This is a genomic window from Rhodoferax sp. OV413, from assembly GCF_945881795.1.
Taxonomy (GTDB): domain Bacteria; phylum Pseudomonadota; class Gammaproteobacteria; order Burkholderiales; family Burkholderiaceae_C; genus Allorhodoferax.
Genome location: NZ_CAMCVG010000007.1, coordinates 1 through 14,257, shown reverse-complemented (window position 1 = coordinate 14,257; position 14,257 = coordinate 1). Strand labels below are relative to the sequence as shown.

The following is a 14,257-nucleotide window of genomic DNA, read 5'->3' as shown; positions in this document are numbered from 1 at the left end:
TCCCAAGAACAGATAGACATTAGAGACGCCGGAGTCTCCCCGCGCGAAGCCGATATAGACGGGACCCAATGGGGTTTAGCCACCCACATAAAGGGTTACGGATTGGAGCGCACCGGTACGTGCCGTTTCCGCGTAAGGCACGCCAACCCTGCCTGCCTCCAACGCGAAGCCCATGCGCATATCGCCGCGCAGACCCATCGGCAGAGTTCCGACAATGCGCTCAACACGGACGTGGGAATAATGGATATCGTCACCGAACAATTGGCCTGGTGCATAGGCCGACATGTTCATGAACCCGCCCAGCGTGGCCGCTGCCGCCGGTGGCAGCTGGCCGCGGCTTGAGCCGGAGTAGGTAGCGCGAGCACCCAACACCCATTGCCCCACTCGCGTGGCACCCTAGCTGGAGAGGTTTACGCGGGTGTAGCCGGAATTGCTCCCATCTAAAATATCAGCATTCAAAGACCAACCGCCAGTCGGGATGCACAGGCGGTCGAGCTGGTCAAAGTCTATGCCCACAGCCCATCCACGAGTATCCAGCCTCTCCCCCTGCACCATCGGCGTTCCGGTTTCGACAGTGGTTGTGCGACGCTGGTCCCGCCAGCCCAGTCGTACTTGGCCCAGCGTTCCGATATTCAAGCCGGAATGCAAATCGGTAGTCGTGTTCTGAAGACCGTACTGGGCGATGCGCGCGTCGTTTTCGTACAGATCCGCCCGATTGCGCCGGTGGGCGATGCTAGTGCCGAAGAAAACGCGCTGCGCTTCGTCCAGCGGTTGACACCACTTTGCACCAGCGCCCATGGTGTTGCCTATCTGCCCGGTGAACAGCAGTTCACCACCTAATTGGTTGATCCATGTGCGGTGGTAGCCCACTCGCAGCGCATACGTAGACCCTTGGTCTAGGTTCGATTCCAAATTGAAGCCCAGCCGCAGATAGTCTGGGCCACAAGGCTTTTCTACAGGTGTAATGCGTAGCAATCGGCGGTCGCGCGTTCCCAGCAGAGCATAGTAAACACTGTCGAAACTACCGTCACCGTAGGCGCGCAGCAAATCACGATCCAGGGCATCGACGTCCAGTGGCGCGCCGGGTCGCTGGGTCACGTGTCGCGCCACGGCCTGGGGCGCCACATTTTGCATAGGAGCGATCTCCACACGATCTGCGATGGCTGTCGATGCGGACGCTGCCGTGCGCAGGCTGTTCTGCCAGGTGGCAAAATCGGCCTCAGGCAAGGCCAGGGGCTGCAGCGCGGAAACCTGCTGTTCTGCTGCGGCGAGGCCACCGAGCAGATGAATGCGGCGGTGTTTGCCTTTCGGCGGTATGAGGACGCCTCACTGCGTTACACCGGTATCCTGAGCCACAGCGGCCTGACACATTACGGCCTGTATGACACCGTGGTGGCTAAGGACTGAGGGTCTTCATGGCAGTTTGGAGCCCCCGCCTGCATAGCGGTATCGATCCCCTTAAACAACAAAGCCCGCGATTGCGGGGGTTTGTTGTTTGGGGCGCGTCAGGCTTACTTCCCTAACTTCAAAAAGTCATCCCCCTTGCCCAGCTCCAGCAAGCCAGCATTGCTGTAAATGCCGAGCTTGGCGCGCGTATCCGTGATATCTAGATTCCGCATAGTCAGTTGCCCGATGCGATCCAGCGGGCTGAAGGGCGCGTCTTCCACTTTTTCCATGCTCAGGCGCTCGGGCGCGTAGGTAAGGTTGGGGGATTCGGTGTTGAGCAGGCTGTAGTCGTTGCCGCGGCGCAGCTCCAGCGTGACCGTGCCGGTCACTGCTTTGGCCACCCAGCGCTGAGCGGTTTCGCGCAGCATGATGGCCTGGCTGTCGAACCAGCGGCCTTGGTACAGCAGGCGCCCGAGCTTGCGGCCGTTGTCGCGGTACTGCTCGATGGTGTCTTCGTTATGGATGCCGGTGAGCAGGCGCTCGTAGGCGATGAACAACAGCGCCAGGCCGGGGGCTTCGTAGATGCCGCGGCTTTTGGCTTCAATGATGCGGTTCTCGATCTGGTCGCTCATTCCCAGACCGTGGCGCCCGCCAATCTCGTTGGCCTTGAGGATGATCTCCACTAGGTCATCAAAGCGCTGACCGTTCAGGGCGACTGGGCGGCCTTCTTCAAAGGTGATGCTCACCTCTTCGGCTTTGACCGCGCAGTCTTCGCGCCAGAAGGGCACGCCCATGATGGGGTTCACGATTTTGATACCGCTGCTCAGGAACTCCAGATCCTTGGCCTCGTGCGTGGCGCCCAGCATGTTGCTGTCGGTGGAATAAGCCTTCTCGGCGCTCATCTTGTAGCCAAAGCCGTTGGCGGTGATGAAGGCGCTCATCTCTGCGCGGCCGCCGAGCTCGTCAATGAACTGTTGGTCCAGCCAGGGCTTATAGATCTTGAGCGCGGGGTTGGTCAGCAGGCCGTAGCGGTAAAAGCGCTCGATGTCGTTGCCCTTGAAGGTGGAACCGTCGCCCCAGATGTTCACATCGTCCTGCTTCATGGCGGTCACCAGCATGGTGCCGGTCACGGCGCGGCCTAGCGGCGTGGTGTTGAAGTAGGTTTGTCCGGCGGTGGTGATGTGGAAGGCGCCCGCCTGCAAGGCGGCAATGCCTTCGGCGGCCAATTGTGGGCGGCAGTCCACCAATCTAGCCTTGATGGCACCGTATTCCAAGGCCTTGCGGGGGATTTCTTCGTAATCGGCTTCGTCGGGCTGGCCTAGGTTGGCGGTGTAGGCGTAGGGCAGGGCGCCTTTTTGCTTCATCCACAACAGGGCTGCGCTGGTGTCGAGCCCACCGGAGAAGGCGATGCCGACTTTTTGGCCGGCGGGGATGTTCTGCAGAATGGTGTTTGACATGAAATAGGCTTCAATCGGGCTGTAGCGCCCGCAGCTGTTGCGCGAGCAGCTATTTAAAAGATAGCAAAAGCTGCGTTGTGTTTAGCCGAAGTGGCAGATGTAGTGGTAGGCCTCGAAGCCCTCGGTCACGCGGATCTGGAACTTCGCGTTGCCGGGCACGTTGAATTTTCCGCCTTCCGAGGACTGCACCCACACGTCGGAGCCGTCGAGCTTGTAGTCGCAGCTGCCGCCTACGCATTCCATGATTTCAGGCGCGCCGGTGTTGAATGTCAGGGTGGCGGGCAGGATCACGCCGACCGACTTCTTGGTGCCGTCGGCCAGGGTGAAGCCGTGGCTCACGCACTTGCCGTCGAAGTACACATTGGCTTTGGTGGTGATGGAAACGCCGTCGAAGTGGGTCGTGGTCATGGTGAAAGCTGAAAAAGTTGGGGAAAAGATAAAAATGTTCGGGGCGGCCGTCAGGTGTGCGGCGTAGCGCGCGATTTTAGGGCAGCGCTTTAGCGCGTCCGTTTCAGCCCACGCGGGCCAGAAAAGCCGCCTCCGAGAAGCCCACCGTCACCGTGCCATCGGCCCAGACCACAACCGGGCGTTTGACCACGCTAGGGTTGGTCAGCATCAACGCGGTGGCAGAGTCGGCGCCTTGCACGGCAGCTTGGGTTGCCGCGTCGAGCTTGCGCCAGGTGGTGCCTTTGCGGTTGAGCAGTGTTTCCCAGCCCACCGCGGATATCCAGCCGGGCAGCAACCCTTCGGGCACGCCCTGCTTTTTAAAGTCGTGAAAGCCGGCGTCAACGTGGTGGTCTTCAAGCCAGGTGCGGGCTTTCTTGACCGTGTCGCAGTTGGGAATGCCGTAGAGGATGGTTCGAGGGGCTGTCATGGCCTTATTGTCGCAGTGCCGGCGGCCTGCGCGACAATGGCTGCCTGTATGCAAAACCTGCCCGAAACCTTGCCTGAAAACCTGCCGCACGCGCGCGACGCGGCCCTGACCGCGCAATCACCCCTGGCTGACTGGCTGGCCCACTGTGAGCGATTGCATCCAATGGGGCCCAACGGCATCGACATGGGGCTGGAGAGGGTGCGCACTGTGGCGCAGCGCATGGGTTTGCGCTTTGACTGCCCGGTGTTCACCGTGGCCGGCACCAACGGCAAGGGTTCGACCTGCGCCATGCTGGAGTCCATTCTGGGCCAGGCCGGGTTCAAGACCGGCGTTTACACATCGCCCCACCTTGTGCACTTCGAAGAGCGTATGCGCCTGAACGGAGAGGCGGCATCTGCTACAAAAATTGCAGCAGCTTGCGCAATGGTGGAGGGCGCTAGAGCCCCAAAAGGCTCCGAAATTGCGCTCACCTACTTTGAGTTCACCACCCTGGCGATTTTGTGGGCGCTGGCGCAGGAGCCGCTGGATGCGGTCGTTCTGGAGGTGGGCTTGGGCGGGCGGCTGGACGCGGTGAACATTATTGACACCGACTGCGCCATCATCACCAGCATCGACCTCGATCACACCGAGCTGCTCGGGCCCGACCGCGAAACCATAGGCCGCGAGAAGGCCGGCATCATGCGCGCAGGGCGCCCCGTGGTGGTGAGCGACCCTATGCCGCCGCAAAGTGTGTTGGACCATGCCGCCGCGCTGGGCGCGGATCTGGGCCGCATCGGGGTGGACTTTCATTTCTCGGGCGACAAGCAGCAATGGGGCTGGGCCGGGCGCGCGGCTGCCGGGAACGACGACCTGCGTCGCTACAGCGGTTTGGCCTACCCCGCCTTGCGCGGCGCCAACCAGCTGATGAATGCCGCCGGCGTTCTGGCCGCGCTGACCGCCATGCGCGAGAAGCTGCCGGTCACTGCACAAGCGGTGCGCAACGGGCTGGCCTTTGTGGAGCTGCCCGGGCGCTTTCAGATTATTCCCGGCCAGCCCACCCTGGTGCTGGATGTGGCCCACAACCCCCACTCGGTTGCCGCCCTGGCAGCCAACCTGGACGCGATGGGCTTTTTTCCGACCACCCACGCGGTGTTCGGCGCCATGGCAGACAAAGACCTCGCTCCCATGCTGGCAAAGGTCAGCCCGGTGATCGACCGCTGGTATTTCACCGATTTGCCCAGCCCGCGCGCGGCCAGCGGCACCACCCTGCAGGCCCAGTGGTTGGCCCAAAACACCCGCAAAGACGCCACCTCTGCCACCTTCGCGAACCCCCAGCAGGCGCTGGATGCCGCCATCGCCGCCGCAGACCCCGCTGATAGAATTCTTGTGTTCGGCTCGTTCTACACCGTGGGCGGCGTTCTGCAACACGGCACGCCCCGCCTGCAAGCCAAGCACCTGAATTCTTAAGTCCTCCCCCATGGCCATTTTCAAATTCCGTAAAGGTGGCGACGAGCAACCCGCTCAGCCCGCCGCGCCCGAAAGCGTAGAGGCCATGCGCAAGCGCGCACGCCACCGCCTGATCGGCGCAACGGTGCTGATCATGCTCGGGGTGGTTGGCTTTCCGATGCTGTTTGACAGCCAGCCAAGGCCGATTGCGGTGGATATCCTGATTGAGATTCCCGATAGGGGCAAAGTGCGTCCGCTAGGTGCGCCCGCGTTGCCCGCAGCCACCCAGTCTGCCGGCTCCGTCATTGAAGAGCGCGAGGCGCCCGCCGCATCACGCGCCCCGGGGGCGCCGGCGACAACGGGCTCGGCCGCTCCGGCTGCCCCTGCCGCTGCCGCTGCCGCTGCACCCCAAGTGGCGCTGGCCGAAACCACCTTGTCAGCGGTCAAACCCGAAGCGAAGTCAGACCCAAAGCCCGAACCTAAACCCGAGCCCAAACTTGCAGCCAAGACCATCGAAAAGGCAGAGGTCAAACCGTCCGACAAACCGACAGACAAGGTGTCTGATGCCGCTAAGGCTCAGGCCTTGCTAGAGGGCAAAACGCCGGCAGAACCCCAAGCGGCAGAAACCGGACGTTTTGTGGTGCAGGTGGGCGCCTACAACGAAAGCCCCAAGGCGCAGGAAACCCGCATGAAGGTGGAAAAAGCTGGTTTCAAGACTTACACGCAGGTCGTCGGCCCCAAAGACAACCAACGTATCCGCGTACGGGTGGGGCCCTTTACGACCAAAGCCGAGGCCCTGAAGGTTGCTGAAAAAATCAAAGCCTTGAGCCTGCCGGCCTCAATTTTCGAGCTCTAACGCAGCATTCCCATGCCCATCGTGGACTGGATTTTCTTGGGTGTGTTGCTGCTGTCATTGGTGGTGGGAGCCTGGCGTGGACTGGTGTTTGAGGTGCTCTCGGTATTGAGCTGGGTGGCGGCTTTTGTGGCGGCGCAATGGTTTGCACCCCAGGTGGCAGCCCACCTGCCTATGGCCGGGGCGGGCGAACCCATACGTTACGCCGCAGGCTTTGTGCTTGTGTTTATTGCCGCCATCTTTGCGGGCGGCCTGCTCGCTTTTCTATTCAAAAAATTGGTGGCATCGGTGGGCCTGGGGCCGGCAGATCGGATGTTGGGCGCGGGCTTCGGGCTGGTGCGCGGTGCGGTGCTGCTGTTGGCGGTGACCGTGGTGGTCGGCATGACGCCGCTGCAGGCCAGCGAGCTGTGGGGCGAGGCTACCGGCCCGCACGTTGCCGGCTCGGTCCTCCAAGGCCTGAAGCCGTTTCTGCCGCAAGATTTCGGCAAACATCTACCTGATTGAGAAATACCCTATGTGTGGAATTGTTGGTGTTGTCAGTAACGCACCCGTGAACCAGTTGATCTACGACGCGCTGTTGCTTCTGCAACACCGCGGGCAGGACGCCGCGGGTATCGTCACCCAACAGGACCGCAAGTTCTTCATGCACAAAGCCAAGGGCATGGTCAAGGACGTGTTCCGCACCCGCAACATGCGGGCCTTGTTGGGCAACTCGGGGCTGGGCCAAGTGCGCTACCCCACCGCCGGCAACGCGTTCAGCGAAGAAGAGGCCCAGCCGTTTTATGTGAACGCGCCCTTCGGCATCGTGCTGGTGCACAACGGCAACCTCACCAACGCCAAAACTCTCAAGGCGGAGCTGTTCAACCTGGATCACCGCCACATCAACACCGAGAGCGACTCTGAAGTCCTGCTCAATGTGCTGGCGCACGAGATCGAAGTGGCCACCCGCGGTCTTCCGCTGCATGCGTCCGACCTGTTTGCCGCAGTGGCCCGTGTGCATCAGCGTATCAAGGGCTCGTACGCTGTGATTTGCCAGATTGCCGGCCATGGGCTGCTCGCCTTTCGCGACCCCTTCGGCATCCGTCCGTTGTGCATGGGCCAGGGGTCCGACGGTACCCACATGGTGGCCAGCGAATCGGTAGCGCTCGAGGGTACCAGTCACCAGTTTGTGCGCGATGTGCAGCCCGGCGAGGCGGTATTTATCGCCTTGGACGGCACGGTACATAGCCAGCAATGTGCGGCCAACCCGCAGCTCATGCCCTGTATTTTTGAGTTCGTGTACCTCGCGCGGCCCGACTCGGTGATGGACGGCATCTCGGTGTACCAGGCCCGCTTGAATCTGGGCGAGACGCTGGCCAAGCGTGTGGTGTCCACCGTGCCTCCGAGTGAGATTGATGTAGTCATCCCGATCCCTGAGTCCAGCCGCCCCAGCGCCGCGCAGCTCGCCCAGCTGCTCGGCTTGCCGTATCGCGAGGGGTTTGTAAAAAACCGCTATGTGGGCCGCACCTTCATCATGCCCGGCCAGGGCGTGCGCAAAAAGTCGGTGCGCCAGAAGCTCAATGTGATTGCCAGCGAATTCAAGGGCCGCAATGTGCTGCTGGTGGACGACTCCATCGTGCGGGGCACCACCAGCAAAGAAATTGTGCAGATGGCGCGCGACGCCGGGGCCCGCAAAGTGTTCATGGCCAGCGCCGCGCCGCCGGTGCGGTACCCCAACGTGTATGGCATCGACATGCCCACCAGCAGCGAGCTGGTCGCCCACAACCGCACAATTGAAGAGGTGCGCGACATCATCGGCTGTGACGCACTGATTTATCAGGATGTGGAAGGCATGAAAAAAGCGGTTGGTGCGTTAGGCAAAAACTTGGCAGGTTTTGACGCATCCTGCTTTGACGGTGTCTACGTCACCGGCGATATCTCGTCCGTCGACATTGCCGCCTTGAACGAAAACCGCGTTGGCGCAGAAGAAAACGGGGAAGACACTTCCCGGCTGGCACTACCCAACCACGCAGACTGATTGGCAGGTAAAAAACCATGAATTCCCACACCTTGCCCGAAGGCCTGCACAGCGACACGCTGGCGGTGCGAGCCGCTTTGGAGCGCAGCCAGCACGGCGAAAACTCGGAAGCGCTCTACCTCACCAGCGGCTACGTGCAGACCAGTGCTGCCACCTCTGCCGCGCGCTTTGCCATGGAAGAGGACGGCTTCACGTATTCGCGTGTCGGTAATCCCACGGTGGCGAGCATGGAAGTTCGCCTCGCCGCGCTGGAAGGCACCGAGGCCGCCATCGCTACTGCGTCCGGCATGTCCGCCATTTTGTTGCTGGGCATGGCATTGCTTAAGGCGGGCGACCATGTGATCTGCTCGCAGTCGGTGTTTGGCTCGGTGATTCCGATGTTCAGCCGCGAGTTTGCGAAATTCGGCATCGAGACCACCTTTGTTTCGCAAACCGATGTGCAGGCCTGGCGCGATGTACTGCGCCCCACCACGCGACTGCTTTTTGCCGAGACGCCGACCAACCCGCTGACCGAGGTGTGCGACATCCGCGCGCTCGCCGACATCGCCCACAACGCAGGCGCCCACCTCGCGGTCGACAACTGTTTTGCCACACCCGTGCTGCAACAACCGGCCGCGCTGGGTGCTGACTTCATCATCCATTCCGGCACTAAATTTCTGGACGGGCAGGGCCGCGTTATGGCCGGTGCCATTTGCTGCACGCAGAAACAGCGCGACGAGCTCTTTCTGCCCGTGATCCGAACCGCCGGTATGGTGCTGGCGCCTTTTAACGCGTGGGTACTGCTCAAGGGCATGGAGACGCTCTCCATCCGCGTCAAGGCCCAATCGGCCAACGCCTTGGCGCTGGCAAGCTGGTTGCAGGAGCAGCCGCAGGTGGCGCGCGTGCATTACCCCGGCCTGGCCAGCCACGCCCAGCACGCATTGGCCATGCGCCAGCAGTCCGGCTGTGGTGGTGCGGTCTTGTCTTTCGAGGTGGTGGCGCCGGATGTGGATACCGCACGCCAACGCGCTTTCCACGTGCTCGACAGCATGCGGGTTGTCTCGCTCTGCACCAACCTGGGCGACACCAAGACTCTCGCAGCCCACCCCGCCAGCACCTCCCACGGGCGCTTGAGCGAGGCACAACGCCAGGCCGCCGGCATCGGCCAGGGGCTGATCCGCGTGGCGGTCGGGCTGGACCACATCAACGACATCACCGCTGATCTGGCGCGTGGTTTGCAAACCTTTTGATATGAACAAAATCCGTACCCGCATTGCGCCGTCACCCACCGGTTTCTTACACCTCGGCACGGCGCGCACGGCCCTGTATTCGTGGGCGTATGCCCGCCACTACGGTGGGAAGTTTGTGCTTCGCATTGAAGACACCGATGTGGCCCGCTCCACCCAAGACTCGGTTGACCAGATCCTGGCTTCCATGCACTGGCTGGGGCTTGGCTACGACGAAGGCCCGGTCTACCAAATGCAGCGACTGGACCGCTATCGCGAGGTTGTGGACCAGCTGATTGCGCAAGGCAAGGCTTACCACTGCTACAGCACCCCCGAAGAGCTGGACGCCGTGCGCGAAGAAAAAAAAGCCCGCGGTGAAAAAGCGCTGTACGACGGACGCTGGCGCCCCGCACCGGGCAAGACTCTGCCCCCTGTGCCGGGGGGAATAAAACCAGTTGTGCGCTTTTGCAATCCCCAGGACGGCGAGGTGACTTGGAATGACCTCGTCAAGGGCCCCATCACCATCAGCAACCGCGAGATTGACGATCTAATCATCGTGCGCACCGATGGCATCCCGACCTACAACTTTGCTGTGGTGGTGGATGACTGGGACATGCAAATCAGCCACGTCTTTCGCGGCGACGAGCACATCAACAACACGCCCTGGCAGATCAACATGTTTCAGGCCCTTGGCGCGCCTTTGCCGCAGTTCGGGCATTGCCCGGTGATCCTGGGTGACGACGGGCAAAAGCTTTCCAAGCGGCGTGGTGCGGTCAGCGTGACCGCCTATGAAGAAGGCGGCTATCTGCCGGAGGCCATGCTGAATTACCTCGCCCGTCTGGGCTGGAGCCATGGAGATGATGAGCTGTTTACCAGTGAGCAGATGGTCAGCTGGTTTGATGGTAGCCACCTGAGCAAAAGCCCCGCCCAGTGGGACCCCGCCAAGTTGCTCTGGGTGAATGCCCACTACATCAAGGAGGCCGACAACGCCCGTCTGGCTTCGCTGGTAGCGGCGCAACTCTCGAAGCAGGGCGTGAGCCTGTCGGACGAGGCGCTTGCCAGGCACTTGCCGCAGGTGTGTGCACTTTTCAAGGACCGCTGCGAGACCACCTTTGCACTGGCTTCCTGGGCCGCTAAGTTTTATGCCGATGTGCGCATTGACGAAGCTGAGTTTGCCCAGCATGTGACAGACGCTGTGCGTCCCGCGATTACTATGTTGGCAGTCAAGCTGTCAGCCTGCCCCTGGGACAAGGCCAGCATTGCTGCGGTTATCAAAGAGGTGTTGGCCGCGCACAGCCTGAAGATGCCGCAGCTCGCCATGCCTGTACGCGTGTTGGTCATGGGCACTGCGCAAACGCCCTCACTCGACGCGGTGCTCGAACTCGCAGGCCCCACAATTGTTTTGGCCCGCCTTGCCAAGGCTTGAAAAACTTGTATATAATTTGAGGCTCGGAAGACGGGCGCCAGGCTATGAAAGTAGTGAAGCACTCAGGTAAATTGGGGGTATAGCTCAGCTGGGAGAGCGCTTGCATGGCATGCAAGAGGTCAGCGGTTCGATCCCGCTTACCTCCACCAATTCTTCCGAAACGGATACGTTCCAAGGTTTTGACCCTATCGTCTAGAGGCCTAGGACATCACCCTTTCACGGTGAGTACCGGGGTTCGAATCCCCGTAGGGTCGCCAAGTTTTACCGCAAGGTAAACGGCAACAAGTTGGTAACAACTTCTGCAAGGAAGCAACTTGACTCAAATGTCGCAGGACAGTGAGTAAACTGTTACCGCTACCAGGAGTGGTAGTTCAGTTGGTTAGAATACCGGCCTGTCACGCCGGGGGTCGCGGGTTCGAGTCCCGTCCACTCCGCCAAAATTAAAAAGCCGCTGCATGCAAATGCAGCGGCTTTTTTGTTGTCGTTCATCCACTTGGTGTCTAGAGTTGTATGCCGCAACGCCAGCGTGGCAACACCCCTCGATTCAGTGCATCGGAGCATTTTCCCTTGGAGCGCTGGTGGTGGCCTCAAGCAGCTTCGTCCCCCGGCGCCTTCCCCCACGCCAGCAAACCGGTCGAAAGAGAAGTGCCCAGCATGATGATCGCGCCGCACAGGCCCATCCAGAGTGTGAGCGATTCACCCAGCAAGAGCACGCCATACAAAATCGCGAACACCGGAATGGCGTAGGTCACCGACAGCGCCTTCGATGGGCCGGTTTGTTCAACCAGCCGAAAGAAAAGCACATAGGCCAGGCCTGTGCACAGAATGCCCAGCGCCGTAACTGCTCCCCAGGCCTCCGGTGGGGCGGGCTGGGATGGCCATGCCCACACCATCAGAGGGAACAACACAATGGAAGCCCCTAGTTGGCTGCCGGTGGCTAAGGCCAGCGATGGCACGCCCGCAAGAAAGCGGCGGGTGAAGCTGGCAGAAATGCCGTAAAAAAGGCAGGCACATAAGCACGCCAAGACCGCTAATGTGCTGGCCTCGCCGCCGCCTGTGTGTGCTGTGTCTCTAGAAAAAGCCAATAGCGCAACGCCTACAAAACCCACTACCAAGCCCAACACCCGCGAGCCCTGCAGCCTGTCGCCCAGCCACCACCAGGCAATGGCAGCGCCGAAGAGCGGCACCGTCGCGTTCAGCAAAGCGGAGATGCCGGTTGGAATAGACAGCAAGGCCCAGGCAAGGCACGCAAATGGAATTGCCGAGTTCAGAACGCCCACGGCAAAGCATAGCTTCCAGTGCTTGCGCAGCGCGCCCAGTTGGCCGCGCCAGATCAAAATAGGGAACAAAAACAAACTTGCGATCAGCACCCGCAGCCCCGCCGTGGGCAGGGCACCAAAGGCTTTACCGCTGGCCCGCGTAAACAGGAACGAGGCGCCCCAAATGGCCGCCAGGAGCACAAATCCAAACACCCAGCCGGACGCGCCGGTGGCGGAAGTAGCGGGGCTTGAAGCTGTCGCTTGGGAGGCCTCAGCCTGCAGGGAGCTTGGTTTAGTCATTCAGAGTGTGTGTTGTTCGAGTTGCAATAGGGCCGCCTTGCGCTCCAGGCCGCCGGCGTAGCCGGTCAGGCTGCCATTGCTACCCACCACACGGTGGCACGGCACCACAATGCTCAGCGGGTTGCGCCCCACTGCGGCGGCTACCGCGCGTGTGGCTGTGGGGCGTCCGAGTTGTTGGCTCAAGAGTGCGTAGCTGATTGTTTTTCCGGGCGGAATGCCGGCCAGCGCTTGCCAGACGGATTGCTGAAATAGGGTACCGCTTTGCAGGTCCAGCGGAAGGTCGAAGCACGAGAGGCGACTGTTGAAATAGGCTTGCAATTGGGCTTGCGTTTCGCGCAGCAGCGGGTGCGTTGGTTCATTGGCGCCAGATTCACCGGATTGCTGCAAGGCGGGGTAGTGCTTTTGCCCTTCGAACCAGACGCCCATCAAGCCCGCGTCGTGGGCAGCCAACAGCATGTTGCCCAGCGGGCTGGCCCAGGTTTTCACAAATGCGGTCGGCGGCAGGTAGTCGGGGCGAGGCGAAGGCTGGGCAGGCATGGTTGCGATGATACGCACCGCCCGCGACCTACAATCCAGCCCACTTGCCAACTGGCGCTCTAGGCTTTTTTTCTCGCACTGCGGCATGCACCTGTCTCCCCGAATTTTCAAAGCCTATGACATTCGCGGCACCGTGCCCGGCAGCTTGACGCCGGAGCTGGCCCACCTGTTGGGGCGTGCCTTCGGGGCGCTGGTGCGCGAGCAGGGCGGGAGTAGTGTGGTGGTGGGGCGCGACGGCCGCCTCAGCAGCCCGGCTTTGTCGCTGGCTTTGAAGCATGGATTGCGGGCCGCGCGATTGCAGGTCATCGACATCGGGCTGTCCACCACGCCCCAGCTGTATTTCGCGACCCACACCCTCTGCCCCCACGGCATTCAGGTGACCGGCAGCCACAACCCCAAAGACGACAACGGATTCAAGATGGTGTTGCACCGGCAGGCGATGCATGGCGACGCGGTGCAGGACCTTCGCGCGCGCATGGAGGCGATTCTGCATCGGGGTGCAGCAGCCACCGCCACAGAGCCTGGCACCCTTTCAGACGCCCGATCAGCCGATTGGCCTGCCTCCACAGTCCCCGCTGACTTGCAGGCCGCTTACCTCGATCGCATTGCCGGTGACATCCGGCTTGATCGGCCGATGAAAATCGTGCTCGACTGCGGCAATGGCGTGGCCGGTGCGAGCGCGCCCGCGGTGCTACGCGCGATTGGCTGCGAGGTCATTACCCTGTTTGGCGAGGTGGACGGAAACTTCCCCCACCATCACCCCGACCCCAGCCGCCCCGAAAACCTGCACGACCTGATAAGCGCGCTGCAGCACAGCGACGCAGAGCTTGGAATCGCGCTGGATGGCGATGGCGACCGGGTAGCGCTGGTGACCCGCGACGGCCGCACCATCCACACCGACCGCCAGCTTATGCTGCTCGCGCCCGATGTGCTGACCCGCCACCCCGGCGGCGCCATCGTGTTTGATGCCAAATGCAGCCAGGCCTTGGCCCCTGCGATTGAGGCGGCCGGCGGCGTGCCGGTGATGTACTGCACCGGCCACTCCCTCATCAAAGCCAAGATGCGCGAGCTGCAGTCCCCCCTGGGCGGCGAGATCAGCGGGCATCTGTTTTTTGGCGACCGGTGGTTTGGATTTGATGACGGAACCTATGCCGCGGCGCGCCTGCTCGAGCTGCTGAGTCGAAGCCCGGACGCCAACGCGGTGTTGCGCGGCTTGCCCGATAGTTTCAACACCCCCGAATTGCACATGGCTTGCGAAGAGGGCGAAGCGCACGCGCTGGTTGAGCAAATCCGCGCCACCTTGCTGCTGAGCGCGGAGCTGCACCAGGGGCCGGGCGCCAGACTCGATGCTTCAGCCAGCCTGAACACGGTGGACGGCGTGCGGATTGATTGGCCCGACGGCTTCGGGCTGCTGCGCGCCTCCAACACCACGCCGGTGCTGGTGATGCGCTGCGAGGGCCACACGCCGCAGGCGCTGGAGCGCATTCAGTCGCTCTTGATGGGCTGGGTGCGTGCCAT

Annotated in this window: 15 protein-coding genes and 3 tRNA genes; 11 read left to right on the top strand and 7 right to left on the bottom strand. The window is 61.7% G+C overall.

Annotated elements, in window-relative coordinates:
• Positions 1-75: 75 nt before the first annotated feature.
• Both Q0O05_RS01845 and Q0O05_RS01840 read right to left on the bottom strand, forming a co-directional pair.
• Complete coding sequence (locus Q0O05_RS01845; protein WP_293660147.1) at positions 76-291, bottom strand: hypothetical protein; 216 nt, start codon at positions 289-291, stop codon at positions 76-78.
• A gap of 105 nt (positions 292-396) precedes the next feature.
• The gene (locus Q0O05_RS01840) at positions 397-1,098 is read right to left on the bottom strand and encodes a hypothetical protein (protein ID WP_293660146.1); all 702 of its coding nucleotides are present in this window, start codon (positions 1,096-1,098) and stop codon (positions 397-399) included.
• Here Q0O05_RS01840 and Q0O05_RS01835 point away from each other — a divergent pair, their 5' ends adjacent.
• Entirely contained in the window at positions 1,099-1,407 is a 309-nt protein-coding gene (locus Q0O05_RS01835; protein ID WP_293660145.1) for a hypothetical protein, read from the top strand. It begins immediately after the preceding gene.
• A gap of 104 nt (positions 1,408-1,511) precedes the next feature.
• On the opposite strand, the gene argG is transcribed toward Q0O05_RS01835, so the two are convergent.
• The 3 genes from argG to Q0O05_RS01820 form a co-directional block, all read right to left on the bottom strand.
• The gene (gene argG, locus Q0O05_RS01830) at positions 1,512-2,843 is read right to left on the bottom strand and encodes an argininosuccinate synthase (RefSeq protein ID WP_293660144.1); all 1,332 of its coding nucleotides are present in this window, start codon (positions 2,841-2,843) and stop codon (positions 1,512-1,514) included.
• Between the two features lie 81 nt (positions 2,844-2,924).
• Positions 2,925-3,251 carry a pyrimidine/purine nucleoside phosphorylase gene (locus tag Q0O05_RS01825; RefSeq protein WP_293660143.1) on the bottom strand — a complete coding sequence of 109 codons (327 nt, stop codon included), beginning with the start codon at positions 3,249-3,251 and terminating at the stop codon, positions 2,925-2,927.
• A 103-nt stretch (positions 3,252-3,354) separates the two neighbouring features.
• Positions 3,355-3,717, bottom strand: a complete 363-nt coding sequence (locus tag Q0O05_RS01820) for an ArsC family reductase (protein WP_293660142.1) — start codon at positions 3,715-3,717, stop codon at positions 3,355-3,357.
• A 162-nt stretch (positions 3,718-3,879) separates the two neighbouring features.
• On the opposite strand from Q0O05_RS01820, the gene folC reads away from it, so the two are divergent.
• The 9 genes from folC to Q0O05_RS01775 all read left to right on the top strand — a co-directional run bounded on the left by folC (position 3,880) and on the right by Q0O05_RS01775 (position 11,080).
• Positions 3,880-5,163: a bifunctional tetrahydrofolate synthase/dihydrofolate synthase gene (gene folC / locus Q0O05_RS01815; protein ID WP_293660190.1), complete on the top strand. Its 1,284-nt coding sequence runs from the start codon at positions 3,880-3,882 to the stop codon at positions 5,161-5,163.
• A 10-nt stretch (positions 5,164-5,173) separates the two neighbouring features.
• Positions 5,174-5,998: an SPOR domain-containing protein gene (locus Q0O05_RS01810; RefSeq protein WP_293660141.1), complete on the top strand. Its 825-nt coding sequence runs from the start codon at positions 5,174-5,176 to the stop codon at positions 5,996-5,998.
• Positions 5,999-6,010: 12 nt separating this feature from the next.
• Positions 6,011-6,499 carry a CvpA family protein gene (locus Q0O05_RS01805; protein ID WP_293660140.1) on the top strand — a complete coding sequence of 163 codons (489 nt, stop codon included), beginning with the start codon at positions 6,011-6,013 and terminating at the stop codon, positions 6,497-6,499.
• A gap of 10 nt (positions 6,500-6,509) precedes the next feature.
• Positions 6,510-8,012 (top strand): amidophosphoribosyltransferase, encoded by a 1,503-nt coding sequence (purF, locus tag Q0O05_RS01800; protein WP_293660139.1) that lies wholly within the window; start codon positions 6,510-6,512, stop codon positions 8,010-8,012.
• A gap of 17 nt (positions 8,013-8,029) precedes the next feature.
• The gene (locus Q0O05_RS01795; protein WP_293660138.1) at positions 8,030-9,241 is read left to right on the top strand and encodes an O-succinylhomoserine sulfhydrylase; all 1,212 of its coding nucleotides are present in this window, start codon (positions 8,030-8,032) and stop codon (positions 9,239-9,241) included.
• A gap of 1 nt (position 9,242) precedes the next feature.
• Positions 9,243-10,643, top strand: coding sequence for a glutamate--tRNA ligase (gene gltX, locus Q0O05_RS01790; RefSeq protein ID WP_293660137.1), 1,401 nt, complete (start codon positions 9,243-9,245; stop codon positions 10,641-10,643).
• Positions 10,644-10,716: 73 nt separating this feature from the next.
• Positions 10,717-10,792 (top strand) — tRNA-Ala (locus tag Q0O05_RS01785).
• Between the two features lie 32 nt (positions 10,793-10,824).
• Positions 10,825-10,900 (top strand) — tRNA-Glu (locus tag Q0O05_RS01780).
• A gap of 103 nt (positions 10,901-11,003) precedes the next feature.
• Positions 11,004-11,080 (top strand) — tRNA-Asp (locus Q0O05_RS01775).
• 150 nt (positions 11,081-11,230) lie between these two features.
• Here Q0O05_RS01775 and Q0O05_RS01770 read toward each other — a convergent pair.
• Both Q0O05_RS01770 and Q0O05_RS01765 read right to left on the bottom strand, forming a co-directional pair.
• Positions 11,231-12,202, bottom strand: coding sequence for a DMT family transporter (locus tag Q0O05_RS01770; protein ID WP_293660136.1), 972 nt, complete (start codon positions 12,200-12,202; stop codon positions 11,231-11,233).
• Positions 12,203-12,739, bottom strand: a complete 537-nt coding sequence (locus Q0O05_RS01765; protein WP_293660135.1) for a methylated-DNA--[protein]-cysteine S-methyltransferase — start codon at positions 12,737-12,739, stop codon at positions 12,203-12,205.
• An 85-nt stretch (positions 12,740-12,824) separates the two neighbouring features.
• On the opposite strand from Q0O05_RS01765, the gene Q0O05_RS01760 reads away from it, so the two are divergent.
• Positions 12,825-14,257 (top strand): phosphomannomutase/phosphoglucomutase (locus Q0O05_RS01760; RefSeq protein ID WP_293660134.1); only part of this gene is annotated, 1,433 nt, incomplete at its 3' end.

What these genes read in the sequence shown, in the direction of transcription:
- Q0O05_RS01765 (WP_293660135.1), bottom strand. Translation starts at nt 12,739, where the DNA reads ATGCCTGCCCAGCCTTCGCCTCGCCCCGACTACCTGCCGCCGACCGCA.
- gltX (WP_293660137.1), top strand. Translation starts at nt 9,243, where the DNA reads ATGAACAAAATCCGTACCCGCATTGCGCCGTCACCCACCGGTTTCTTA.
- folC (WP_293660190.1), top strand. Translation starts at nt 3,880, where the DNA reads ATGGGGCCCAACGGCATCGACATGGGGCTGGAGAGGGTGCGCACTGTG.
- purF (WP_293660139.1), top strand. Translation starts at nt 6,510, where the DNA reads ATGTGTGGAATTGTTGGTGTTGTCAGTAACGCACCCGTGAACCAGTTG.
- Q0O05_RS01825 (WP_293660143.1), bottom strand. Translation starts at nt 3,251, where the DNA reads ATGACCACGACCCACTTCGACGGCGTTTCCATCACCACCAAAGCCAAT.
- Q0O05_RS01770 (WP_293660136.1), bottom strand. Translation starts at nt 12,202, where the DNA reads ATGACTAAACCAAGCTCCCTGCAGGCTGAGGCCTCCCAAGCGACAGCT.
- argG (WP_293660144.1), bottom strand. Translation starts at nt 2,843, where the DNA reads ATGTCAAACACCATTCTGCAGAACATCCCCGCCGGCCAAAAAGTCGGC.
- Q0O05_RS01820 (WP_293660142.1), bottom strand. Translation starts at nt 3,717, where the DNA reads ATGACAGCCCCTCGAACCATCCTCTACGGCATTCCCAACTGCGACACG.
- Q0O05_RS01810 (WP_293660141.1), top strand. Translation starts at nt 5,174, where the DNA reads ATGGCCATTTTCAAATTCCGTAAAGGTGGCGACGAGCAACCCGCTCAG.
- Q0O05_RS01845 (WP_293660147.1), bottom strand. Translation starts at nt 291, where the DNA reads ATGAACATGTCGGCCTATGCACCAGGCCAATTGTTCGGTGACGATATC.
- Q0O05_RS01795 (WP_293660138.1), top strand. Translation starts at nt 8,030, where the DNA reads ATGAATTCCCACACCTTGCCCGAAGGCCTGCACAGCGACACGCTGGCG.
- Q0O05_RS01805 (WP_293660140.1), top strand. Translation starts at nt 6,011, where the DNA reads ATGCCCATCGTGGACTGGATTTTCTTGGGTGTGTTGCTGCTGTCATTG.